The following is a 22,640-nucleotide window of genomic DNA, read 5'->3' as shown; positions in this document are numbered from 1 at the left end:
ATGGGCGGGCGGCGCCGTGGTGCCCTGAGGAAATCCTCAGCCTCCTTCAGCGGATTCTCAGCGCCGGTCAGCCAGTCTCCGCACATGCTTCTGACCGCGCCACCGCCGCTGCACACCACGCCCTCCCGCCTGCGCCACGATCGCCGTGCCCCCGTGCTCGTGGCCGCGGTGGTCTTCACCGCCTACACCGTCTTCGCGCTCCGTCTACACGCCGTGTTCGGCACCACGGGTTACGATCTGGGCATCTTCGAACAAGCCGTACGCTCGTACGCCGCCGGGGACCTACCAGCCTCCGAGATACGCACCGCGAGCGCTCCGGCCGGCTTCACTGGCGACGCGTTCCCGCTGTTCGCCGACCATTTCCATCCCGTCCTGGCGGTGCTGGCGCCGCTCTACCGGCTCTTCCCGCACCCCGAACTGCTTCTCGTCGTCCAGACGGCCCTGGTGGCGGTCTCCGCGTACGCCGTCTCGCGCGCCGCGGCCCGTCATGTCCCGCACCCGGTGGCGGGAGCGATACTCGGTGCGGCATACGCCTTCTCGTGGGGGCTGCAGAAGCTGATCGGCTTCGATTTCCACGAGGTCGCCTTCGCCGTACCGCTGCTGGCCCTGGCGGGGGCCGCCTACCTGGACGGGCGGTGGGCAGCGGCCGCCTGGTGGGCCGGCGGACTGATCCTGGTCAAGGAGGACCTGGGCGCCACGGTGCTCGTACTCGGTTTGCTGCTGTGGCGGCACCACCGCCGGGCCGGGGCGGCGCTGTGCTTGCTCGGGCCGGTGGGCTCGGCGCTGGCCGTCCTGCTGGTGATCCCGGCCTACGCGCCGGACGGTGCGTACGCCTACGCCCCGTTCGGTGAAGACCCGCTCACGGCCCTGGACGGCTGGGCCATCAAGGCAGCCACCCTCGGCCTGCTGCTGGGCGTGTCCGGGGGACTGTCCTTGATCAGTCCCCTCGTGCTGCTGGCCGTGCCCACGCTGGCCTGGCGATTCCTCTCGCCCAACTCCGCCTACTGGGGCCCCGACCATCACTACTCGGCGGTCCTGATGCCGATCGTCTTCCTCGCCCTGATCGACGCGGTGCGCCGATTGCCGGAGCGGGGGAAGGCGCAAGTCGCCACGGGTGACCGGATTGTACGCCGCGGACTGGCCGTCCCCGCGCTTGTCGCCCTGCTCCTGCTGCCCGCACTTCCGCTCAGGGACCTTGCCAGCCCCGGCTTCTGGCAGGACAGCCCCCGCCGGTCGGCGACCCGGACGGCGCTCGCCCTGATTCCGGACGACGCGCGGGTGGCCGCGAGCAACCACCTTGCGCCACACCTGACCGACCGTGCCACGGTCCATCTGGCGACCCACGACGTACTGGACCGGCACGCTGACCTCGGCTGGCTGATCGCCGACACGCACGAGTCTTGGCCGCCGGGCGGAGTTCCCGCCGCCCTGCGCGACGCCGAGGCGTGCGGCTGGCGCATGGTCTACGCGCGTGACGGCTTGGTGGTCTGGCGGCGGCTGGCAGCCGCCCCCTCCCCGCAGTGGCTGCCGTCAGCCATGGCCGTGGACAGCGCTGCGGCACATCGCGACTTGACGGAGGCGCAGAACGCGGTCGGGGCGAGGCCGAGCTGCGAGCCGACTGGGACCTTGGAGTCGCGGAGGGCGACGAGGTGAGCGGCTTCGGCGAAAGTGCGGATCAGCGGTGGACAAGGGCGCCGCATGGGGGGCGGTTCAAGATGCGTTCCACGGTTGGCGTTGTCGCCACCGTCGCGGCGGGGGTCTCGGCAGCCACATCGGCTAAGACGTCATCTCATTTGGCGAGCCTGCGGTAGCAGATGAGGGTGCAGGCGATGCTGGTGAAGCCTAGGAAGTGCTCGGCTTTGCGCTCGTAGCGTCGGTGCAGTCTGCGGCATCCGGCGAGCCAGGACATGGTGCGTTCTATGGTCCAGCGGTGGCGGCCCAGCCGGGTCGAGGACTCGATGCCTTTGCGGGCGATGCGGTGCTTGATGCCGCGTCCGCGTAACCATCGCCGCAGGTGGTCGTAGTCGTATCCCTTGTCGGCGTGGAGCTTGGCCGGGCTGCGCCGTCGGCGTCCGCGCCGTGAGCGGATCGGCGGTATCCCCTGCACCAGCGGGATCAGCGCCTGGCTGTCGTGCAGGTTCGCCCCCGAGATTCCGACGGACAGGGGCAGACCGGTCTGCTCAGTGATCAGGTGGATCTTCGAGCCGTACTTGCCCCGATCTACAGGATTCGGGCCTGTCAGGTCCCCCTTTTCAGCGCCCTCATGTTCACCGAGTCGATCGCGCACCGGGACCAGTCCAACTCGCCGCGGGAGCCCAGCTCGTCGAGGACCAGGCGGTGGAGTTTGGCCCACACCCGGGCCTTCGTCCACTCGGCAAAGCGCCGGTGAGCCGTCGCTCCTGACGGACCGAACGAGGCGGACGGCAACTGCTGCCACGTGCAGCCCGACGTGGCCACGAACACGATCGCGGCTAGCACTTCGCGGTCGCCGTGCCGACGCCGGCCACCTCCTTGGGGCCGCGAAGGCGCCTCCGGCACCACCCGCTGAAACAACTCCCACAACTCATCCGGCACCAGCCGCTCAACGATCCCCACCACGATCGGCAGCTTACCCGGCCAAATGAGATGACGTCTAAGTTGCAGCCCGTCAACGTCTCCATTCATTTCCGGTCAGCCCGGATAAGACGCACCATTGACGCCCTCCCCTCACCGAGTGGCACTCCATCAGTCAGCGGACCAAGGACCCACTGCGCACTTCGTCTTTGGCTTCACGATTCATGGTCCGCCTCATATGAGCCTGTCCGACCTCACCACCACCTCGCCCAGCTCACAACCAAGATCCGGACCATAGGTGGCCCAGAGGCCACCAACTCACCCTCGAACGTTGCATTCGCGCTGGTCAACGACATGCGCTCGGGGTACCACCAGCAGACGAAGAACCTCCGGGCACCGTGTGCATCCGCTGCCCTGCACGCGCGAGGCAGCAGCAGGGCCGAGCCGGGTCGCCCTGATCACCTCTCGGGGAACGACGCCCCATGGTTAACCACCAAATGTCCGAGTTCAACAGAGCGTAGTCAGCACCAAGTCAGCACGGGAGCGACGAAGACAGGTGATGACGTGGGCTTTTGGTCAGCACCGAACCAGCACGGGAGTCAGCACACCCTCGGCAAACTAGCCCGAAGTACGCAACACGGACTTGGCCCGTTCCGCCACCGCCCATGCCCACAGGTTGGCCCTCCGAGCACTGACATAGGCGCAACACGCACACCCCGCCCCCGAACTATGTAGTCCCACCACATGTGCCCCTGACCAGCAGATTCCTACCGTGTGCGAACACGTACCCGTCCCCACCGCACACGAGGAAGTGGCGCCCATGGCCTCCGCACCCACCGCTCCCCCACCACCCGGCAACCTCAAGCGCATCGTCGCCGCCAGTCTCATCGGCACCACCATCGAGTGGTACGACTTCTTCCTCTACGGATCGGCCGCCGCCCTCGTCTTCAACAAGCTGTTCTTTCCGGACTCCGACCCGCTCGTCGGAACCCTGCTGTCCTTCCTGACCTATGCCGTCGGGTTCGCCGCACGGCCGCTGGGTGCGCTCGTCTTCGGGCATTACGGGGACCGGCTCGGGCGTAAGAAGCTGCTGGTGTTGAGCCTGCTGCTGATGGGTGGGGCGACGTTCGCGATCGGGCTCCTGCCGACGCACGCGACCATCGGCTCCGCGGCACCCGTGCTGCTGACGGTGCTGCGGCTGGTGCAGGGCTTCGCTCTCGGTGGTGAGTGGGGCGGAGCCGTGCTGCTGGTGTCGGAGCACGGGGACGCGCGACGGCGTGGGTTCTGGGCCTCGTGGCCGCAGACCGGCGCGCCGGCCGGCCAGTTGCTCGCAACCGGTGTGCTTTCGCTGCTGACGGCCGTGCTGTCGGACAGCGCGTTCGGCAGCTGGGGCTGGCGGATCCCGTTCCTGCTCTCCGGCGTGCTGGTGATCGTCGGTTTGTGGATTCGTCTTTCTGTCGATGAATCTCCCGTCTTCAAGCAGGCGTTGGCGCAGGCGGAAGCACGTAAGTCCGCGCATGCGGCCGAGGCCGAGACCGAGAAGCTGCCGCTGGTCTCCGTGCTGCGGCACCACTGGCGTGACGTGCTGGTGGCGATGGGTGCGCGCATGGCGGAGAACATCAGCTACTACGTCATCACGGCGTTCATCCTCGTCTACGCGACCACGTCGGCCGGCGTCTCCAAGCAGACGGCGCTCAACGCGGTCCTGATCGCCTCGGCCGTCCACTTCGCGGTCATCCCGGGCTGGGGCGCGCTGTCGGACCGCATCGGTCGCCGTCCCGTCTATCTGCTGGGTGCGGCGGGAGTCGGGCTGTGGATGTTCCCGTTCTTCTCGCTCATCGACACGGGCGGCTTCGGCAACCTGCTCCTCGCCGTGACCGTGGGCCTGGTGCTGCACGGCGCCATGTACGCGCCCCAGGCAGCCTTCTTCTCCGAGATGTTCGCGACCCGGATGCGCTACTCCGGCGCCTCGATCGGCGCACAGTTCGCCTCGGTCGCGGCAGGCGCCCCGGCCCCGCTGATCGCCACCGCGCTGCTGGACTCCTACGGCAGCTCCACCCCGATCGCCCTTTACGTCATCGCCGCGGCCGTCCTGACACTGATCGCGGTCGGCGTCGCCAAGGAGACCCGCCACCGGGACCTGGCCGACGTCGAGAGCTCGGGCGGTGCGGAGCCCGCGGCGGCCCGGCCGGCGGACGCGCACACCGTCTGACGGCGGTCCGTGGAGCCGCCCCTGGAATCGGCCCCCGTGCGCCTGCTGCGTACGGGGGTCAGCGCTGTGTCGGTGCCGACAACCGGTGCAGACGCAGGGCCAGCTGGATCTCCAGGACCCTCGCGGGGCTCTGCCAGTCGGCGCCGAGGAGACGGCCGACCCGCTCCAGACGCTGTGCGACCGTGTTCACGTGGACGTGCAGGTCGTCCTTGGTGCGGGCCGGGCTCATGCCGCAGGCGAAGTACGCGTCGAGGGTCTGCAGCAGATCGGTGCCGCGACGTGCGTCGTAGGCGACGACCTGGCCGATCGTGCGCTCGACGAAACCCTCGATGTCGCGGTCCCCGGCCAGCAACAGCCCGAGGAACCCGAAGTCCTCCGCGGCGGCGCCGTCCCCACAGCGGCCGAGCAGCCGCAGCGCGTCGAGGCAGCGACGGCTCTCCTCGTAAGCGGCTGCCACCGCGTCCGGGTGGGCGGCCGGTGCCTCCACCGGAGCGGACGCACCGACGGTCACCGACTCCTGGACGGCCGTTCCCAGATGCCGGGCGGTGCGGCGAGCGACCGCGGTGGCGGTGTCGCCGGTGTCGAGGGGCAGGACCAGTACCGTGCCGCCGTCGCGGGCGGCGGCCAGGCCGTGCCGGGTCGCGGCGAGGTGGGACGCGGCGGACCACAGGCGTCTGCGGGCGGCCGCCTCCTGGTCGGCGTCGGCCGCCACGGCGTCGAGGCGTGCGGCGAGGACGACATGGGTGGCGTCGAGGTCGGCGTACAGCCGCGCCGCGCGCTCCCGCAGCAGGCGCGGGTCGCGGTCGCGGGCGTCGAGCAGGTCGTCCAGCAGCTCGCCGCGGACGCGCTGTTCCGCCTCGGCCGCGGAGCGTCGGGCCAGCAGGAGAAGGGAGGTGACGGTCGCGGCCCGCTCCAGTGTGCTCTGGTCGACGGGATCGAGGCCGGGGTGACCGCGCAGCACCAGCGCGCCGAGGAGTTCACCACCTGCGACCACGGCTGCGATCCAGTCGTCACCGTGCCGTACCGCGTGGCCCTCGGCGCGGGCTGCCTCCAGGGCCATGGCCGGTGTGGCGGCAGCCTCCATGAACTCGACCGTGCCGTCGAGGACTTGGGAGACGGCGGCGGCCACGTCGTGCACTCCGCCGCCGTGCAGCACGAGTTGGGCGAGCCGGTCGTGCACGTCCGAGGCGCGTTCGATGACTCCGCTGCGGTCCCGGATGATCTCGTTGGCCCGTTCCAGATCGGCGAGGGCCGAGCGGGTCTCGGTGAGCAGGTTCGCGGTGTCGATGGCGGCCGCGGCGAGGGCGGCGAAGGAGCCGAGCAGCGCGATCTGCTCCCGTTCGAAGACCCGGGCCCGCCGGTCCGCCGCGAAGAGAACACCGATGACATGGTGGCCCAGCGTCAGCGGCACTCCGAGGATGGCGACCAGCCCCTCGTCACGCACTCCGGCGTCGATGGTGAGGGTGTGCTGGAAGCGGTCGTCCTTGAAGTAGTCGTCGGTGACATAGGGGCGGGCCGTCTGCGCGACGAGTCCGCCCAAGCCCTCGCCCATGCCGAGCCGCAGCTGCTGGAAGCGGGCGGCGACCGAGCCCTCGGTCACCCGCATGTACGTGTCGCCCCGGGCCGGGTCGTTCAGGCTGAGATAGGCCACGTCCGTGCCGAGCAGGGACCGGGCGCGCTGCACGATCGCCTGGAGCACGGCGTCCAGGTCCCGCAGGCCGGCCAGGTCGTGGGCCGTCTCGAACAGGGCCGACAGCTCGGCCTCGCGTCTGCGACGTCCCTCCAGCTCGGAGCGGACGCGCAGCGCGAGCAGCCTGGCCTGTTCGAGGGCGACGATCCATTCGGTGGATCTGCCCTCGGCACGGGCGAGCAGCACCGGCTGCTCATAGGCATCGGCGGACGCGCCCCTGGCCAGCAGCTCGAGGAACGGCGTCTCGGCGCTGCTCAGGGGCGCTCCGGCATCGGCCGGGGAGCGCTGGTCGGGGTGCATGTGATCGCGGGACATGCCGACAGGATTGCTCATCGCACCGCCACCCCGTCAGCCCTGTGGATAACTCGGAATTCCGCCGGCCCCCGCCGGTCAGTGCGCGGTCCAGCCACCGTCGAGCACGAGCGAGGTTCCGGACACGAAGGAAGCGTGCGGGCTGCACAGATAGGCCACGGCCTCGGCGACCTCCTCCGGTTCGATGAGCCGCTTGACGGCGCTGTCCTGCAACATCACCTCGGACAGCACCCTCTCCTGGGGGATGCCGTGCGCCCTGGCCTGGTCGGCGAGCTGCTTCTCGACCAGTGGGGTGCGCACATAGGCGGGGTTCACACAGTTGGAGGTGACGCCATGCGGTGCGCCCTCCAGGGCGGCGGTCTTGGAGAGTCCCTCCAGACCGTGTTTGGCGGCCACATAGGCCGACTTGAACGCCGAGGCGCGCAGCCCATGTACGGAGGACACATTGACGATGCGGCCCCAGCCCTGTCCATACATATGGGGCAGGGCACCACGGATGAGCCGGAACGGTGCCTCCAGCATCACGGTGAGCACCGTGTGGAAGACGTCGGGCGGGTACTCCTCGATGGGGCGCACCAGTTGCAGCCCGGCGTTGTTCACGAGGACGTCGGTGCCGGCGGCAGCGAGCTCCGCGGCGTCCAGATCGGTCAGATCGAGGACGTGCGGTTCGATTGCGCCCGCGAGCCCGTCGGCCCCCTCGGCGAGCTCCTCCAGGCCGGTGGCATCCCGGTCGACCGCTCTCACCTTGGCCCCTGCGGCCGCGAGCCGTAGCGCACAGGCTCTGCCGATGCCACCGGCGGCTCCGGTGACGAGGGCGGTGCGGCCGCCGAGGTCGAGCGGGGAGGGCAAGGACGAGCCTTGAACCGGGAGGGTGCTGGGCGGGGTCATGGCTCGACCCTAGGCAGCGCTCCTGCCAGGCCACATATGGTCGCAACCCATACTTCAGTCAGTACTCATAGGCTCGAACCACGTGGGTTCATCGGTCAGTGCCTGCTTGATCCGAAACAGCTGGCGCTCTTCCATCTCGGGCAGCGAGTCCACCTCGTACCAGCCCACCTCGACCGACTCGTCGTCGTTCACGCGTGCCTCGCCGCCGACGGCACGGCAGCGGAAGGTGATGTCCATGAACTGGCACATGTCGCCGTTGGGATAGGTGACCTCGCCGCTGGACCTGATGAGCACGACCCGTTCGGGGACGCACCGGACACCCGTCTCCTCGTACACCTCACGCACGGCACAGGCAGCGGGCTGCTCGCCGGGGTCGGGGATGCCGTTGATCACCGTCCACTTGCGGTTGTCCGCGCGCTGCCCCAGCAGGACCCGTCCCTCGTCGTCGAAGACGACGGCGCTGATCCCGGGAAGCCACAGCAATTGGTGACCGGCGGCGGCACGGATCGTACGAATGAAGTCAGGAGTAGCCATGTCCCCGACCCTAACGGGCCGGTCACGGCGCCCCCGGCGTGTTCCGGAGGCGTGCGAACGGCGTACGGCTACGCGTGACCGGCGCGTCGCGCGCGGATCCCGGCGCCGATCGCCCAGCCGAGTCCTCCCGCGGCGACGAGCACGAGGGCGATCTCCGGCAGGATGCCGAGCCGCGTGGCGGGCGTCTCGCTGGAGCGCAGCGGGACCTTCTGGACGAGTGAGTCGGCCACGAACATGCCGGTCCGCTGTGTGATCTCGCCGTCGGGCATGATGATCGCGCTGACGCCGCTGGTCACCGGAACGGTGACGGTCCGGCTGTGCTCGACCGCGCGGACGCGGGACATGGCCAGCTGCTGGTAGGTCATCTCGCTGCGGTCGAAGGTGGCGTTGTTGCTGGGCACGGAGATCATCTGCGCACCGTCGGTGACCTCGGAGCGGACCGCCCAGTCGAAGGCCGCCTCGTAGCAGGTGACGAGGCCGACCTTGGCGCCGTCCATAGTGAACACGCCGGGCTCGCTGCCGCGGCTGAAGTCCTTGCGGACCATCGAGGTCCAGTTCTCGTTGATCGCCCCGACGAGCGAGCGCAGCGGCAGGTACTCGCCGAACGGCTGGATCTGCCGCTTGTCATAGGTGTCGACGGGGCCCTTCTCCGGGTCCCACAGGATCTGTTCGTTGAGCAGCTTGCCGTCCCGCTCGACGACGCCGCCCACCGAGACCGGCGCACCGATCGCCTTGGCAGCGGTGTCGATGACGTCGCGGGCGTCGGGGTTGGCGAAGGGGTCGATGTCGGAGGAGTTCTCGGGCCACAGCACGAAGTCGGGCTGTTCGACCTTGCCCGCCTTCACCTCGGCGGCCAGGCGCTCGGTCTCGCGCGCGTGGTAGTCCAGTACGGCCCGTCGCTGGGCGTTGAAGTCCAGTCCCGCGCGCGGCACGTTGCCCTGGATGACGGCGACGGTGGCGGTGCCGTCCTCGGCCTTGTCGCTGACCAGCGGCCGAGCGGCCACGGCGCCCACCACGGGAACGGCCACGCTCAGCAGGGCCACGGCCGCGGCGGACCGCTGAACGGCCCGGGTACGCCGCCGTTCCACAGCCAGGCGCACGACCTCGTACAGACCGAAGCCGCACAGGACGACCGCGAAGCCCAGCACCGGGGTGCCGCCGACCGCGGCGAGCGGCAGAAAGACACCGTCGGCCTGGCCGAACGCGATCTTGCCCCAGGGGAAGCCGTTGAACGGCGCACGCGCGCGTGCCGCCTCTCCGGCGATCCACAGCGCCGCCGCCCACACCGGCCAGCCCGGCAGTTTCGAGACCGCGGCGACTCCCGCGCCCACCAGCGCGACGAAGACCGCCTCGATCACCACGAGCGCGAGCCAGGGGCCCGGGCCGACCTCCACACCGGTCCACACCAGCAGCGGCAGCAGGAAGCCGAGGCCGAAGAGATAGCCGAGGCCGAGGCCCGCCTTCCAGCTGCGGCCGCGCAGTACCCAGCCGAAGACGGCGAAGGCAGGCACGGCCAGCCACCACAGGGTGCGCGGCGGGAAGCTGACGTAGAGCAGCACTCCGGAGAGTGCCGCGGCGAGGGCCGGAACCAGACGTACGAGTCGTGCCGCGCGCGAAGCGGGCGCGATCTGCGGGTCGAGCTGGTCCGACTCGTCCACGGAGGTTGCGGTGACGGTCACTCCGGGAGTGTACGGCGGTTGACCTTGGCGCGGACAGCGCGGTCCGTCGGCGGGCAGGCCCGGCGGTCCACTCCCCGGACGGCCCTGGACAACCCCGCGGCACCACCCCACCACCGCCCACAGACGCATCGTTCCTGCACGACACGTCCACAAACCGGCCATAAGCCGTTACGGTATGCCGGAGCCTCAGTCGTACCGGCCGGTCAGGTCCGGATGGCCGGGGGTGCGTCACAGGTCGGGGGACCGGTTTCGGGGGGCGGGGTGGGTGTCGCAAGAATGACGTCCTCGGCAGGTCCGCAAGAGGACGGCGACAGACGAAACGTTTCTGATGCGGCGGGCGTCGTGGTGCTCGGAGCCTGCGCCGCCTGGTCGCTGATCTCCGCCGCCGTGCACGACGGCCGCCCTGAGGGTGTGCTGCTGGCGATCCTCGCCGTGGCCGCCGGCTATGCGGCGGGCCGGATCGGCGGGGCACTGCTTCCCGTCGCCGTACCTTGCGCCGCGGCGCTGGCCGGAGTGGCCCTGACGCTGACCGTCCCCCATCTGTCACCGGGCCCGCAACTGGTCACCCCGCTGGGTCACGCCGGAGCCACCGCCGCCGTGCTGACGCTCGCCACGGGCGCCGCGTGCTGCGCCGCCTGGTCCGCCTCGGCGCCCCTCCTGCGCCTGGGTCTGCGCCTGCTGGCCGCCGGAATCGCGGCGACCGCGGCGGTCCTCGGTTCGACCAGCGGCTTCGTCACCTGTTCCGCCGTGCTGCTGTGCTCGCTCGCGGCCGGCCAGCTCCGCCACCGCGGCGTGGGCATCGCCTGGCTGGCCCTTGCCGCGGCCTCCTTCACCGGCCTGATCTGGGCGGTCGCCGGGAACATGGTGCCCGGCGGGCTGCTGGCCTGGCTGGAGGGTCAGCTGACCCCGCACCGGATCCAGCTGTGGCACGACGCGCTGCACCTGGCACGTGAGGACCTCGCCCTGGGTGTGGGTCCGGGGCGCTTCGGGGAGCTCAGTACGACGGCGACCGGGACCCTGCTGTCCGACGGCAAGCCGCACTCGGCACCCTTGCAGCAGGCGGCGGAACAGGGAGTCGTCGGCGTACTGCTGCTGGCGGCGGCCTTCTGCTGGATGCTGTTCGCACTGTGGCGCACCGCCCGCCCCACCCCCGTCGCACTCACCGCGGGTGCGGCCCTCACGACCCTGGCGGCCATCGCCGCGGTCGGCAACGCGCTCAGCTTCACCACCGTGTCCGTGGGCGCGGGCCTGCTCGCGGGGCTGGCGACGGCACGCCCGATCGCCGTCGAGTCGACGCAGCGCGAGGATGACGTACGCGCGCGTGGCGAGCGTTCGGCTCCATAACCCGATGTGACCAGACGTGGCCTGACGGGACCAGACGTGGCCTGACGTGGCCTACGCGCCTGACGTGGCCTGCCGTACAGAGCCGTGGGCCTCGGCTCAGTGGGCCGTGTCGGCCGTCCGAGTCCGCAGTCGGTCCTCGATGACCCCTACGGCCGTCTGCGCGTCGTCCACGGTGATGGTGAACGTGTGGCCGTCCCCCATCCGCAGTACCAGGCCCTCGCCACGCCGTACGACGACGGCGGTGCCCTTCTCGGGCCGCCACCTGTAGCCCCAGCCACCCCAGTGGCGCGGCGTGACAAGTGGCACGAACTCGGCACCGACGACCTCGGACAGAGGGATACGGCGGCGCGGCACACCGATGTGGCCGCAGCGCACCTCGAGGCACTCCTGGTCGACCTTCAGGGCGACGTGCACGAACGCCAGAGTGCCGAAGAGGACCAGCAGCCCGGCCGCGATACACCCCACGACAGCCATGACGAGTGCGGCGACGCCGTCGGTCCACGGTGAGTCGACGGCCAGCTCGATTCCGAGCGCCATACAGGCGGCGCCTACGAGCGCCAGCAACCACTGGACCCGGTTGGTCGCCCGCCCGGTCCACACATCAGGATGCGGCTTCCTGCCGTGGGGGTGGTCCCTCATGGCTATGAGGTTACTCAGGATTCGCTGCGCTGGTACCTCGTCGCCGAGGGTGACTGCGCCGACCGGACCACACCGGAACGACGGCATCCGTTCCCGGCCGCCGGCTCACACGCGCCGGTGGTGATCGTCGGTCACTGCGCCGGGCTGATCGCCTGGAGGAGACAGCCTTCGGCGTAGGCCAGGGCGGGCTCGGGGAGCTTGCCCTCGCGGCCGCTCAGCAGCACGGTCAGCGTGCCTGTCGCCGCCGCCTCGGGGGCGGGCAGCTCGCCGAGCCGGCGGAGCGCCTGCGCGGCGACCGCCCCGGCGGAGCCGTGCAGGACGAGCGGCGGGAAGTCGGGGCGCTGGACGGCGGTGCGGATGCGCTCGGCGACGAGTTCGTAGTGCGTGCAGCCCAGGACGACGGTCGTCACGTCCAGCGGTGTGAGGGCGGCGGCCGCGGCGACGGCGGCCTCGATGGCGGACTCGTCGGCGTGCTCGACCGCTTCGGCGAGACCGAAGCAGGGCACTTCGGTGACGGTCACGCCGTCGGCGAAGTCGTTGATCAGTCCGCGCTGGTAGGAGCTGCCAGTGGTCGCGGGGGTGGCCCAGATCGCGACGGGGCCGCCGCCGGCCGCGGCCGGTTTGATCGCCGGGACGGTACCGATGACCGGTATGCCAGGCTCTAGGCGGGCGCGCAGGGTGGACAGCGTGTGCACGGTCGCGGTGTTGCAGCCGATGATCAGGGCGTCCGGTCGGTGCGCGGCAGCGGCATCGGCGACGGCCACGGAGCGCTGCGTGAGGTCTTCGAGGGTGCGCCGGCCCCAGGGCATGCCGTCGGGGTCGAGTGAGAGCACGAGATCTGCGTCGGGTCGCAGCCGCCGTACCGCGGCGGTGGCCGCGAGCAAGCCGATTCCGGAATCCATCAGCGCGATCTTCACCCGGCCACGATAGACGATGGGCCCTTGCCGACCGCCCCCGTGGGGCAGACTGCGCGGGTGAGCGCCTTCGCGTGGACCGCCGCCGGATCACTCGCCGCCTGGCTGTGGCTGCTGCTCTGTCAGGGCTTGTTCTGGCGTACGGATATCAGGCTTCCGCGGCGGACGCGGCCGGACGAGTGGCCGTCGGTCTGCGTCGTGGTACCGGCGCGTGACGAGGCGGCGGTGCTCGAGCTGAGCCTGCCGTCGCTGCTCGCCCAGGACTACCCGGGGCGCGCGGAGATCTTCCTGATCGACGACGGCAGCTCGGACGGCACCGGGGAACTGGCGCGTGAGCTCGCCCGGCGCCACAGCGGGCTGCCGCTGACGGTGGACTCCCCCGGCGAGCCGCCCGCGGGCTGGACGGGCAAGCTGTGGGCGGTGCGGCACGGCATCGGCCTGGCACGCGCGCGTGACCCCGAGTACCTCCTCCTTACGGACGCCGACATCGCGCACGCCCCCGACAGCCTGCGGGAATTGGTCGCGGCCGCGCGCACCGGGGGTTTCGACGTCGTCTCGCAGATGGCGCGGCTGCGGGTGGAGAGCCTGTGGGAGCGGCTGGTCGTGCCGGCCTTCGTGTACTTCTTCGCGCAGCTGTATCCGTTCCGCCGGATCGGCAGGAAGGGGTCGCGGACGGCGGCCGCGGCGGGTGGCTGCGTCCTGCTGCGGGCCGAGACGGCGGAGCGTGCGCGGATCCCGGACGCCATCCGGCACGCCGTCATCGACGACGTGGCGCTGGCGCGGGCCGTCAAGCGCGGCGGCGGCCATATCTGGCTGGGGCTGGCCGAGCGGGTGGACAGCGTCCGCCCGTACCCGCGGCTGCGCGACCTGTGGCGGATGGTGTCGCGCAGCGCGTACGCCCAGCTCAGGCACAACCCGCTGGTGCTGGCCGGGACGGTCGCCGGGCTCGCGCTCGTGTATCTGGTGCCGCCCGCGGCCCTCGTCGCCGGACTGGCGAGCGGGGCCACGGCGACGGCAGTCTGCGGCGGCCTGGCATGGCTGGTGATGGCCGGGACGTACGTCCCGATGCTCCGCTACTACGGGCAGCCGCTGTGGCTCGCTCCCCTGCTGCCGTTCACCGCGTCCCTCTATCTCCTGATGACGGTGGACTCCGCGGTGCAGCACTACAGGGGACGGGGTGCGGCCTGGAAGGGCCGCACCTATACGCGTCCGGAGGCGCTGCCCGACGAGGGCTGACTACTTGCGACCGGGGGTCCAGTTCATACCCCAGCCGTAGGCGTAGTCGACGGTGCGCTGCGGGCTGACGCCGCGCTCGGGGACCAGGTAGCGGGCCTCGCGCTGGACGATCAGGTCATCGCCGGTGTTGGTGATCAGGGCGAGCGCGCACACCGTGGAGGGGACGGTGCACTCGTCGAGCGAGAAGTCGACCGGGGCGCCGTGCTGCGGTGTGAGGGTGACCGTGGCGTGCAGATCGGCGAACGAGCGCGCGCCCTCGTAGATGGTCACGAAGACCAGGATGCGCCGGAAGGAGCGCTGGTGGTCGAGGTTGACGGTGAGGTTCTCGCCGCTGGCCACGGCACCGGTGCGGTCGTCGCCGTCGAGGTGGATGTACGGCGGCTGGTGCAGTGCGCCGTAGGCGTTGCCGAGGGACTGGATCACGCCCTTCCTGCCGTCGGTGAGCTCGTACAGGGCGCACAGATCGAGGTCGAGGTCGTTGTGCATGGCGACCGGGCGGCCCAGCTTGCTCGCCCAGCCCGAGAACTGTTTGCGCACCTGCCAGTTGAGGTTCACGCGCAGGGCGCCCGAGGTGCCGCCCTGCTTGGTCAGCGAGACCGCGGGTGCCGCCTTGGTGAGGGTGACCTTGCTGAGGCTGATCGGCGCCGCCTGGGGCGCGGGCGGCGGGACCGGCGGCATGGCGGGCGGAGGCGGGGCCATCGTGGGGGCCGGTGGGGCGGCCGGTGGTGCGGCCGGCGCCGCGGTGGGGGCCGCCTGCTGGGGTTCGTCGACCGTGATGCCGTAGTCGGTGGCCAGGCCCTCCAGGCCGCTGCCGTAGCCCTGGCCGACGGCGCGGAACTTCCAGGCGCCCTGGCGGCGGTAGAACTCACCGAGCACGAAAGCGGTTTCGACGCCGGCGTCGGTGCTGTCGAAGCGGGCGACGACGGTTCCCTGGGCCGCGTCCTTGACCTCGATGTAGAGGCCGGGCACCTGGCCGAACGAGCCGCCGTCCGCGGAGGCCGCGAGGATGACGGTCTCGATGGCGGGCTCCACGCGCGCGAGGTCGACGAGCAGACTGTCGGTCACCTGCCCGCCGGCGTCCCTCTTGCCCTCGTGGCGGACGGCACCGGAGGAGTGCGCGGGCTGGTTGTAGAAGACGAAGTCGGCGTCGGAGCGGACCTTTCCGCCGACGAGCAACAGCGCCGAGGCGTCCGCGTCGGGTACGCCGGGACCGGAGCGCCAGCCCAATTCGACCCGCAGTGCCGTCGTCGGCACCGGAACATTCGATCCCTTCGACATTGACATGTCCGCCCCCATCACCGGCTCACAGCGCCAGGCATGTCCCGGCAGCTCATTGGGTTCTTGTACAGGGTCAACCTATTCTCCGCGACATCGGAGTCCCACGAGGGGCGTGGAAACACCCGTGGTCAACCCCCGGTAACCCGCCCGGAACTCGGCATTTACAGGATCCGAGCGCTGATTGGCGTCCCTTTTTGCCAAGTTCGCTCGCATTGGGGATCCAGCGTCACTGCGGACACATAAAACAACCCTCTTATCGGTCTCCCCAACCAGCACATCGTGGGCTTACCTTATGTGCCATGACCTCCCCCCGCTCCACCTATGGCGGCGGCTACTACTCCGCCTCCTTCCCGGACACCCCGATCTACGACAGGCTCGTCGCCGAGCGGGGCACCCCGCAGATCGCCCCGATCCGGGTCCCCGCCGCGTACGACATGCCGGGCAGCAACCTGCCCGCGCTGCCGTCCGCGCTGCCCGCCCTCCCGGCGGGACCGTCCCAGCCCTCCTACGGTTATCCGCAGGCGCAGCAGCCCGCTCCGCTCCAGCAGGCGCCCGCGGCCTACATCCCGCAGCAGGCGGCCCCGCGCGGCTACCCGGGCCCGCAGGCGCAGCAGCCTCGGCCGGTCGCCCCCGGCGGCATGGGCTACGAGGCGATGCGCCCCGCGGCTCCCCGTCCCGCCGCGGCTCCCTATCAGGACCCGTACAACAACCAGCAGTACCGCGGCTACTGATCCGTTCCCCGGGGCCGTCGGCGCCACCTGGCACGATGGCTCCATGGGGCACGCGCAGTTGCAGTCGGTCGTCGTTCATCCGGTCAAGGCGTTCCGGGGCACAGCGCTCCGGGAAGCCGTCGTGGAGCCCTGGGGGCCGGCCCGAGACCGACGCTGGATGCTGATCGACGGCGGGGGAACGGTCGTGACGCAGCGCCAGCAACCGCGTCTGGCGCAGGCCGCCGCCGAGCTGCTGCCCGGCGGCGGCGTTCGGTTGACGGCACCCGGCATGGAGCCGCACTGCGTGCCCGTGCCGAACACGCTCGACCCCGTTCCGGTGCGGATCCTCCGCGACAAGGTCGAGGCGGTCCTGGCCGAGGACGAGGCCGCGCACGCCTGGTGCAGTGCCTATCTCGGTGCCGATGTGCGCCTGGTCCACATGCCCGATCCCGCCACGTGCAGGCCCGTCGACCCGGAGTACGCCCTGCCGGGTGAGACGGTCAGCTTCGCCGACGGCTACCCGCTGCTGCTCACCACGACCGCCTCCCTGGACGCCCTCAATTCCCTGATCGCGCGGGGTGACCACGCGCACGAGGGCCCGCTGCCCATGAACCGTTTCCGGCCGAACGTCGTCGTGTCGGGCACCGCCGCCTGGGCCGAGGACGACTGGTCGCGCATCGCCCTCGGCGAGGTCGCCTTCCGCGTGGCCAAGAAGTGCGGGCGCTGCACCGTGACGACGACCGACCAGGCCACCGCCGAGCGCGGCAGGGAACCCCTGCTCACGCTGGCCGCACACCGCCGCCTGGAGGGCAGGCTGTTGTTCGGTCTGAACCTGGTGCCGCTGACCGGGGGCACGATCCGGGTCGGCGATCCCGTCACGATTCTCGACTGAGGAAGGTCACCGGTCACCGCGGCTTCGGCGGGGCGGGAACCCGGGCCCGGGGTCCGTGCGTTGGGCCTTTCGTGAGAACTTCCTGAGAGGCCCCGAGCACAGGTGATTTCGCTCTCTCTTCGGCGGGGCCCCCGGGTGAACGGCTCCGCCACGGGTTATCACGGAGGCGGGAAGGGGGGTGGCCGGCGATGCGGGCGATCAGCGGGCTCTGGCGTTGGCGGCACAATCCGCTGCGTCGTGCGACCGATCTGGCCGAGGCCTGGGTCGCGCTCGCGGCCCTGCTGCTGATCATGGTCGTGACGCCGTTGGTGGGCTCCCTCGTCGGCGGCCTGGCCCAGGGCGCCTTGCAGACATCCGTGCGTGAACAACGCGCCTCCCGGCACCTGGTGACGGCGACGGTGATCCGCAAGCTGGAGGGCTCGTCGCTGGACGTGGATCCCGAGGCGGCCACCGGGCGCGACATGCGCACCCGGGTCCTGGCCGACTGGACCGCCCCGGACGGCACCGTGCGCCAGGGCCGGGTGATGACGAGCCTCGACACCCCGCAGCCGGGTGACCGCTTCCGGCTGTGGACGGACCGGCAGGGCCGTACCGTCGCCCGCCCGCTGGACTCCGCGACGGCGGCGACGCACGCCGTACTCGCCGGGGTCGGCGCGGCCCTGCTGGCGGCCGGTCTCGTCGAGGGCGGCAGACGGCTGATCGTGTGGCGCATGATCCTTCGCCGGTACGCCCGCTGGGACCAGGCCTGGGACAGAGCGGGTCCGGACTGGGGCCGGACCGGCACCGGCAGTTGACGGCCTTCCGGCTCTGGTCAACCCACCACCCGCGCGCACGCTACGGTGGACCGGCCGAACTCTTCGGCAGTACAACCCGCGTACTACGAGGTGGGGGCACGTCAACGCCATGGCACAGGGCACGGTCCAGGTGACGCACACCGGCACATCGCGGTGGCGGCGCCGCACGGGTGAGTACGCATCGCTCGCCGCCGCCCTGGAGGCCGCGGCCGACGGTGACGTCCTCACCGTCGCGCCCGGCACCTACCGGGAGAACCTCGTCGTCCAGCGGGCGGTGACCCTGCGCGGCCCCGAGGGCTCCCCCGGTTCGGTGCGTATCGCGCCCGTGGACGGTGTGCCGCTGACGGTTCGTGCCTCGGCGGTGGTCCAGGACCTGCATGTGGAGGGCCAGGACGCGGCGGCACCCGCGCTGCTGGTCGAGGAGGGCGCGCCGGAGCTGACGGACGTCCGGATCGTCACACGGTCCGCGGCCGGGATCGAGGTGCGCGGCGGTGCCCGGCCGACCGTGCGGCGCTGCACCGTCGACAATCCCGCGGGCATCGGCATCGCCGTACTCGACGGCGGGGGCGGCGTGTTCGAGGAGTGCGAGGTCGTCGCGGCGGGCCAGGCGGGCATCGCCGTACGCGGCGGGGGCCACCCCCGGCTGGAGCGCTGCCGGGTGCACCACGCCTCCGGCTCGGGGCTGACGGCGACCGGTGAGAACTCCGCACTGGAGGCGGTCGGATGCGAGGTCTACGAGGTCCGGGGCTCCGGCGTCCAGGTCACCGGCCGGGCCACCGCCCATCTCACCGACTGCGATGTGCACCGCACCACGGCCGACGGTGTCACCCTCGACACCGACGCGGTGCTGACGCTGGCGGACTGCCGTATCCACGACATCCCTGAGAACGCGGTCGACCTGCGCTCCCGCTCGGTCCTCACGCTGACCCGTACGACGGTGCGTCAGTTCGGGCGCAACGGCCTGTCGGTGTGGGATCCGGGCACGCGCGTGGACGCCAATCAGTGCGAGATCTTCGACAGCACGGGCGACTACCCGGCGGTGTGGGTCAGCGACGGCGCCACCGCCGTACTGGACTCGTGCCGGGTGCACGACGTGCCGGACGCGCTGTTCGTCCTCGACCGCGGCTCGCGCGCGGACGTCGTCGACAGCGATCTGTCGCAGGTACGCAACACGGCCGTGTCGGTGAGCGACGGCGCGACCGCGCAGCTCGACGACTGCCGGATCCGGGACGCGGCGACGGGCGCCTGGTTCCGGGACCACGGCAGCGGCGGCACCCTCAACAACTGCACCGTGGACGGCACCCAGACCGGCGTGATCGTCACCAAGGGCGCCGACCCCACCATCGAGCGCTGCACGGTCGACTCCCCGGCGGAGGCCGGGTTCTACGTCTCGGCGGGCGGTCGCGGCACGTTCCTGAACTGCCGGGTCAGGGGCAGCGCGGGCTACGGCTTCCATGTGATCGACGGCTGCCGTACGACGCTGCGCAAGTGCCGTACGGAGCGGTGCGCGCGCGGTGGTTACGAGTTCGCGGACGGCGGCCCGGACGCGGCCTCCGGGGCGGGCCCCGATGTGGAGGACTGCACGAGCGACGAGAGCGCGGGCCTGAGGCAACCGCTGCCGGCGCCGGAGCCCGCCGTGCAGACGGCGCAGCAGTCACCGGGCCTCCTCGGCGCCATCCCCGGCCAGCGCACCACCGAGCAGGAGCCGTTGATCGCCGCCGCGGAGGCGGAGAAGCCGTCGCGGACCTCCAAGGCCGTCCTCGGTGAACTGGACGCGCTGGTGGGCCTGGACAGCGTCAAGCGCGAGGTGCGCGCGCTCACCGACATGATCGAGGTGGGCCGGCGCCGTCAGCAGGCCGGTCTCAAGGCGGCGTCCGTCAAGCGCCATCTGGTCTTCACCGGCTCCCCCGGCACCGGCAAGACGACGGTCGCGCGCCTGTACGGCGAGATCCTCGCCTCCCTCGGCGTCCTGGAGAAGGGCCATCTGGTCGAGGTGTCCCGTGTCGACCTGGTCGGCGAGCACATCGGCTCCACCGCGATCCGCACCCAGGAGGCGTTCGACCGGGCGCGCGGCGGGGTGCTGTTCATCGACGAGGCGTACGCGCTGTCGCCGGAGGACTCGGGCCGGGACTTCGGTAAGGAGGCCATCGACACGCTGGTGAAGCTGATGGAGGACCACCGGGACGCGGTCGTGGTGATCGTGGCGGGGTACACCGCCGAGATGGAGCGCTTCCTGTCGGTGAACCCCGGTGTGGCCTCCCGTTTCTCACGGACCATCACCTTCAGTGACTACGGCCCGGAGGAACTGCTGCGGATCGTGGAGCAGCAGTCCGAGGAGCACGAGTACCGGCTCGGCCCGGGTCTTTCGGAGGCCCTGCTGAAGTACTTCACGGCGATCCCCAAGGGCCCCGCGTTCGGCAACGGCCGCACGGCCCGGCAGACCTTCGAGGCGATGGTGGAGCGGCATGCGAGCCGGGTCGCCCAGCTGGAGGAACCCAGCACGGACGACCTGACGCTGCTGTACACGGAGGACCTGCCGGAGCCGATGTGACGCCCTGAAGCCCGGCGGGATCAGTTCCCGGGCTCCGGTCGCTGGGCCGGCAGCTCGGGCCTGAGCCGGGTCAGCAGCCGCTCCCGTTCCTCCGCGAACACCGGGTCCGCCTGGTAATCGCCGTGGCCGAGGATGGGGGCGGGCAGCGGGTGCTCGGGGGTACGGCCGTACGCCAGCGGGTCCTTGAGGGCCTCACGGTCCACCGCGGGGCCGCAGTCGCCGGGCAGCCGCACCGGCCCGCCGATGGGGTCGGTGACCCGGTACAGGTTGCGCCAGCAGTCGACCTCGTCGTGCAACTGGGTGAGCGCCTCCTGGCCGAAGTGGGCCGGGAACCAGCGGCCGTACAGGCGCTCCAGCGGGGAACCGTAGGTCAGCAGCGCGACCCGCCTGCGGTCGGCCGGTGTGAGCTGCCAGGCCGCGGCGGCCGCGAGCACACTGCCCTGGGAGTGCCCGGAGATGACGAGGCGCCGGCCTTCCTCGGCGCGGGTCCAGGTCACCATCCGCCACGTCAGGTCGGGGACCGCCCGCTCGGCGTAACAGGGTGGTGCGAAGGGGTGCGCGGCCCGGGGCCAGAAGGTGCCGACGTCCCAGAGGATGCCGATGGTGCGCCGTGCCGAGGCGTCCTTGTAGGCACGCCGGCCCCAGGTGACGAAGAGTATGAAACCGACGCCGATCAGCCAGGAGCCGAGCGCCTGCGCGGTCTGGGCGGCGCCGTGCACGAAGGCGTACGTGCCGCCCGCGGCCTCGCTCGGTGTCTCGTCCGTGGTCAGGGCGCCGACCAGGGCTCCGGCGCCGAGGAGCAGGGTCGCCGTGGCGGTGACGGCGACGACCAGGGGGGCGCGGTCGGTGAGCGTCGCCATCGCGCGCGTGGTCGCGATACGCCGGGTGCGTGCCGTGTCGCGGGGTTCTCCGGCGTAGTCGATCTCGACCTTGCCCAGTTCGGTGCGGCGCAGCCGCCAGGCCCGCCATGCCAGCCAGCCGCAGAGCAGCAGCAGGAGGACGAGCAGCGGCGGGATCACCGACGCCTGCCAGGTCAGCAGGACGGGCGGGCCGACGATGGACGCGCCGGTGCCGTCCAGCCAGTCGGCGACCCGCTGGGCGACCCCGCCGGACATCACGCCGCCGAGGGCGCAGGCCAGCATCACCACGGCGGGTCCGCCGAGACCGCGCATGGCGGCGCGCGGATCGGGACGGGTGCGGTGCAGGACGTGGGCGACGACGGCGAGGACGATGACGAGCAGGCCCTGGAAGAAGGCGATGGCGCCGAAGGTGGGGTCGCCCGGGAGGCGGCCGGTCGACGTCCAGCCCGGGCGGTCCCATCCGGCGTACACCAGGGCGAGCGCCAGCAGGCCGAGGGCGGCCAGCGGCAGCCGTCGTACGAGGTGCTCGTCGAGTTCCTGGTCGAGGCGGTTCTCGCTGCGGCCCCGGCGGCAGACCACCCAAACCACCACGGCCGCGCAGATGACGATCGCTACGTCCAGGGCCCAGCCCAGTGCGTCGAGGAGTGCGGGGCCACCGGACCGGCGGTCGAAGCGGGCCGCCGCGGAGGCGACCGCCGCGGCGACGGTGAGCAGCCCGGCGGCGGTGTGCGCGGCGCGCAGCCGGGCGACCAGGCGGCGGCCGTACCAGAAACCGGGGCGCCCCAGGGAGGTGCTACCGGACTCCTCGTCGGGCTCGGCCTCGCGGGTCATCGGCTGCTGGGACTCATACGCGCTCCAGGTGCGGCGGGAGAGGTACCACAGCAGGCCGGTCAGCCCGGCGGGCACCACGGCCGCGAGGGCGAGCCTGCGGCCGGGGTCGCTCCACCAGCCGCCGTCCGAGACCGTGGGCGACAGAAAGCCCAGCCAGCTGTGCCGCTCGGTGCAGGCATGGGTGCCCGCGCACTGCCAGGCCGCGAGGTCGAGGGCGACCTCGCAGGCGGCCGCGACGAGCAGCACGGTCAGCGTCAGCCCCGCGAGCCGTACGAGCAGGCCGTACAGACGCACCGTCCGTGCCCGGTCACGGGTGGTGGGCCGCATCCAGTGGGCGAGGTTGACCACCATGAACGGCAGCAGCAACAGCCACAGGGCGCGGGCGCTGTTGCCCGAGGTGAGGTTGCACCAGACGTAGGCCTCGGGGACGGGTTGTTCCCTGTGCTCGTCGGGGCGGTCCTCGGCGTCGACGTCGTCGGCGCGGCGGAAGACGGCGGCCGTGTCGTCGCCGGTGATCCGCACGGTGCGCGGGTCGTCGAGCATCTCCTGCGGCGTGGTGCCGCCGACCCCGTGGACCAGGAGTTCCAGCGCGGCTCCGCCGCTCGCGGTGCTCGTGCCCCGGTCGGCGGGCCTCTTCGTCGTCGCGTCCGCTCCGGTCATGGCGGCGCGTTCCGGCGCACGTTCCACTTCGCACTTCCCCCGTGACGAGCCGTCGGCTTCTGT

General features: G+C 71.5%; 17 protein-coding genes. 8 read left to right on the top strand and 9 right to left on the bottom strand.

All coding sequences use genetic code 11. The annotated features are described in order from the left end of the window. Positions 1 to 84: 84 nt before the first annotated feature. Complete coding sequence (locus tag ACFPQ9_RS32015; RefSeq protein ID WP_380861284.1) at positions 85 to 1,653, top strand: DUF2079 domain-containing protein; 1,569 nt, start codon at positions 85 to 87, stop codon at positions 1,651 to 1,653. A 136-nt stretch (positions 1,654 to 1,789) separates the two neighbouring features. On the opposite strand, the gene ACFPQ9_RS32010 is transcribed toward ACFPQ9_RS32015, so the two are convergent. Next, a protein-coding gene (locus ACFPQ9_RS32010) for an IS5 family transposase (RefSeq protein ID WP_380861335.1) occupies positions 1,790 to 2,589 on the bottom strand; the annotation gives its coding sequence in 2 pieces (ribosomal slippage) (positions 1,790 to 2,250 and positions 2,250 to 2,589; 801 coding nt in all). Between the two features lie 784 nt (positions 2,590 to 3,373). On the opposite strand from ACFPQ9_RS32010, the gene ACFPQ9_RS32005 reads away from it, so the two are divergent. Continuing rightward, the gene (locus tag ACFPQ9_RS32005) at positions 3,374 to 4,765 is read left to right on the top strand and encodes an MFS transporter (RefSeq protein ID WP_380861282.1); all 1,392 of its coding nucleotides are present in this window, start codon (positions 3,374 to 3,376) and stop codon (positions 4,763 to 4,765) included. A 58-nt stretch (positions 4,766 to 4,823) separates the two neighbouring features. Here ACFPQ9_RS32005 and ACFPQ9_RS32000 read toward each other — a convergent pair whose 3' ends face one another. The 4 genes from ACFPQ9_RS32000 to lnt all read right to left on the bottom strand — a co-directional run bounded on the left by ACFPQ9_RS32000 (position 4,824) and on the right by lnt (position 9,868). Further along, positions 4,824 to 6,770 carry a helix-turn-helix domain-containing protein gene (locus tag ACFPQ9_RS32000; RefSeq protein WP_380861280.1) on the bottom strand — a complete coding sequence of 649 codons (1,947 nt, stop codon included), beginning with the start codon at positions 6,768 to 6,770 and terminating at the stop codon, positions 4,824 to 4,826. 75 nt (positions 6,771 to 6,845) lie between these two features. Further along, positions 6,846 to 7,655, bottom strand: a complete 810-nt coding sequence (locus tag ACFPQ9_RS31995) for a 3-hydroxybutyrate dehydrogenase (RefSeq protein WP_380861278.1) — start codon at positions 7,653 to 7,655, stop codon at positions 6,846 to 6,848. A gap of 54 nt (positions 7,656 to 7,709) precedes the next feature. Continuing rightward, positions 7,710 to 8,189: an NUDIX hydrolase gene (locus tag ACFPQ9_RS31990; protein ID WP_380861276.1), complete on the bottom strand. Its 480-nt coding sequence runs from the start codon at positions 8,187 to 8,189 to the stop codon at positions 7,710 to 7,712. A 68-nt stretch (positions 8,190 to 8,257) separates the two neighbouring features. Beyond that, positions 8,258 to 9,868, bottom strand: a complete 1,611-nt coding sequence (gene lnt / locus ACFPQ9_RS31985) for an apolipoprotein N-acyltransferase (RefSeq protein ID WP_380861274.1) — start codon at positions 9,866 to 9,868, stop codon at positions 8,258 to 8,260. Positions 9,869 to 10,144: 276 nt separating this feature from the next. Between lnt and ACFPQ9_RS31980 the strand changes: the two genes are divergently transcribed. Continuing rightward, on the top strand, positions 10,145 to 11,212 hold the full coding sequence (locus tag ACFPQ9_RS31980) for an O-antigen ligase family protein (RefSeq protein WP_380861272.1): 1,068 nt from the start codon (positions 10,145 to 10,147) through the stop codon (positions 11,210 to 11,212). Positions 11,213 to 11,308: 96 nt separating this feature from the next. Here ACFPQ9_RS31980 and ACFPQ9_RS31975 read toward each other — a convergent pair whose 3' ends face one another. Both ACFPQ9_RS31975 and ACFPQ9_RS31970 read right to left on the bottom strand, forming a co-directional pair. Beyond that, the gene (locus ACFPQ9_RS31975; protein WP_380861270.1) at positions 11,309 to 11,851 is read right to left on the bottom strand and encodes a hypothetical protein; all 543 of its coding nucleotides are present in this window, start codon (positions 11,849 to 11,851) and stop codon (positions 11,309 to 11,311) included. Between the two features lie 131 nt (positions 11,852 to 11,982). Beyond that, positions 11,983 to 12,768, bottom strand: a complete 786-nt coding sequence (locus ACFPQ9_RS31970; protein WP_380861268.1) for a glutamate racemase — start codon at positions 12,766 to 12,768, stop codon at positions 11,983 to 11,985. A 39-nt stretch (positions 12,769 to 12,807) separates the two neighbouring features. Here ACFPQ9_RS31970 and ACFPQ9_RS31965 point away from each other — a divergent pair, with 39 nt between their 5' ends. Further along, on the top strand, positions 12,808 to 14,001 hold the full coding sequence (locus ACFPQ9_RS31965; RefSeq protein WP_380861333.1) for a glycosyltransferase: 1,194 nt from the start codon (positions 12,808 to 12,810) through the stop codon (positions 13,999 to 14,001). Here ACFPQ9_RS31965 and ACFPQ9_RS31960 read toward each other — a convergent pair whose 3' ends face one another. Then, positions 14,002 to 15,279, bottom strand: coding sequence for a TerD family protein (locus ACFPQ9_RS31960; protein ID WP_380861266.1), 1,278 nt, complete (start codon positions 15,277 to 15,279; stop codon positions 14,002 to 14,004). A gap of 299 nt (positions 15,280 to 15,578) precedes the next feature. Here ACFPQ9_RS31960 and ACFPQ9_RS31955 point away from each other — a divergent pair, with 299 nt between their 5' ends. The 4 genes from ACFPQ9_RS31955 (at position 15,579) to ACFPQ9_RS31940 (ending at position 20,226) form a co-directional block, all read left to right on the top strand. Then, the gene (locus tag ACFPQ9_RS31955) at positions 15,579 to 16,010 is read left to right on the top strand and encodes a DUF6643 family protein (protein ID WP_380861264.1); all 432 of its coding nucleotides are present in this window, start codon (positions 15,579 to 15,581) and stop codon (positions 16,008 to 16,010) included. A 43-nt stretch (positions 16,011 to 16,053) separates the two neighbouring features. Next, positions 16,054 to 16,881: an MOSC domain-containing protein gene (locus ACFPQ9_RS31950; protein ID WP_380861262.1), complete on the top strand. Its 828-nt coding sequence runs from the start codon at positions 16,054 to 16,056 to the stop codon at positions 16,879 to 16,881. A gap of 188 nt (positions 16,882 to 17,069) precedes the next feature. Further along, entirely contained in the window at positions 17,070 to 17,675 is a 606-nt protein-coding gene (locus tag ACFPQ9_RS31945; protein ID WP_380861260.1) for an Rv1733c family protein, read from the top strand. 109 nt (positions 17,676 to 17,784) lie between these two features. Beyond that, positions 17,785 to 20,226 carry a right-handed parallel beta-helix repeat-containing protein gene (locus ACFPQ9_RS31940; protein WP_380861258.1) on the top strand — a complete coding sequence of 814 codons (2,442 nt, stop codon included), beginning with the start codon at positions 17,785 to 17,787 and terminating at the stop codon, positions 20,224 to 20,226. Between the two features lie 20 nt (positions 20,227 to 20,246). On the opposite strand, the gene ACFPQ9_RS31935 is transcribed toward ACFPQ9_RS31940, so the two are convergent. Continuing rightward, on the bottom strand, positions 20,247 to 22,604 hold the full coding sequence (locus tag ACFPQ9_RS31935) for a hypothetical protein (protein WP_380861255.1): 2,358 nt from the start codon (positions 22,602 to 22,604) through the stop codon (positions 20,247 to 20,249). Between the last annotated feature and the right edge of the window lie 36 nt (positions 22,605 to 22,640).

The sequence above is a fragment of the Streptomyces coerulescens genome, assembly GCF_042657965.1.
GTDB classification, from domain to species: Bacteria; Actinomycetota; Actinomycetes; order Streptomycetales; family Streptomycetaceae; genus Streptomyces; species Streptomyces coerulescens.
The sequence above is the reverse complement of the archived record's forward strand: the minus strand, read 5'-3'. Positions and strand labels throughout refer to the sequence as shown.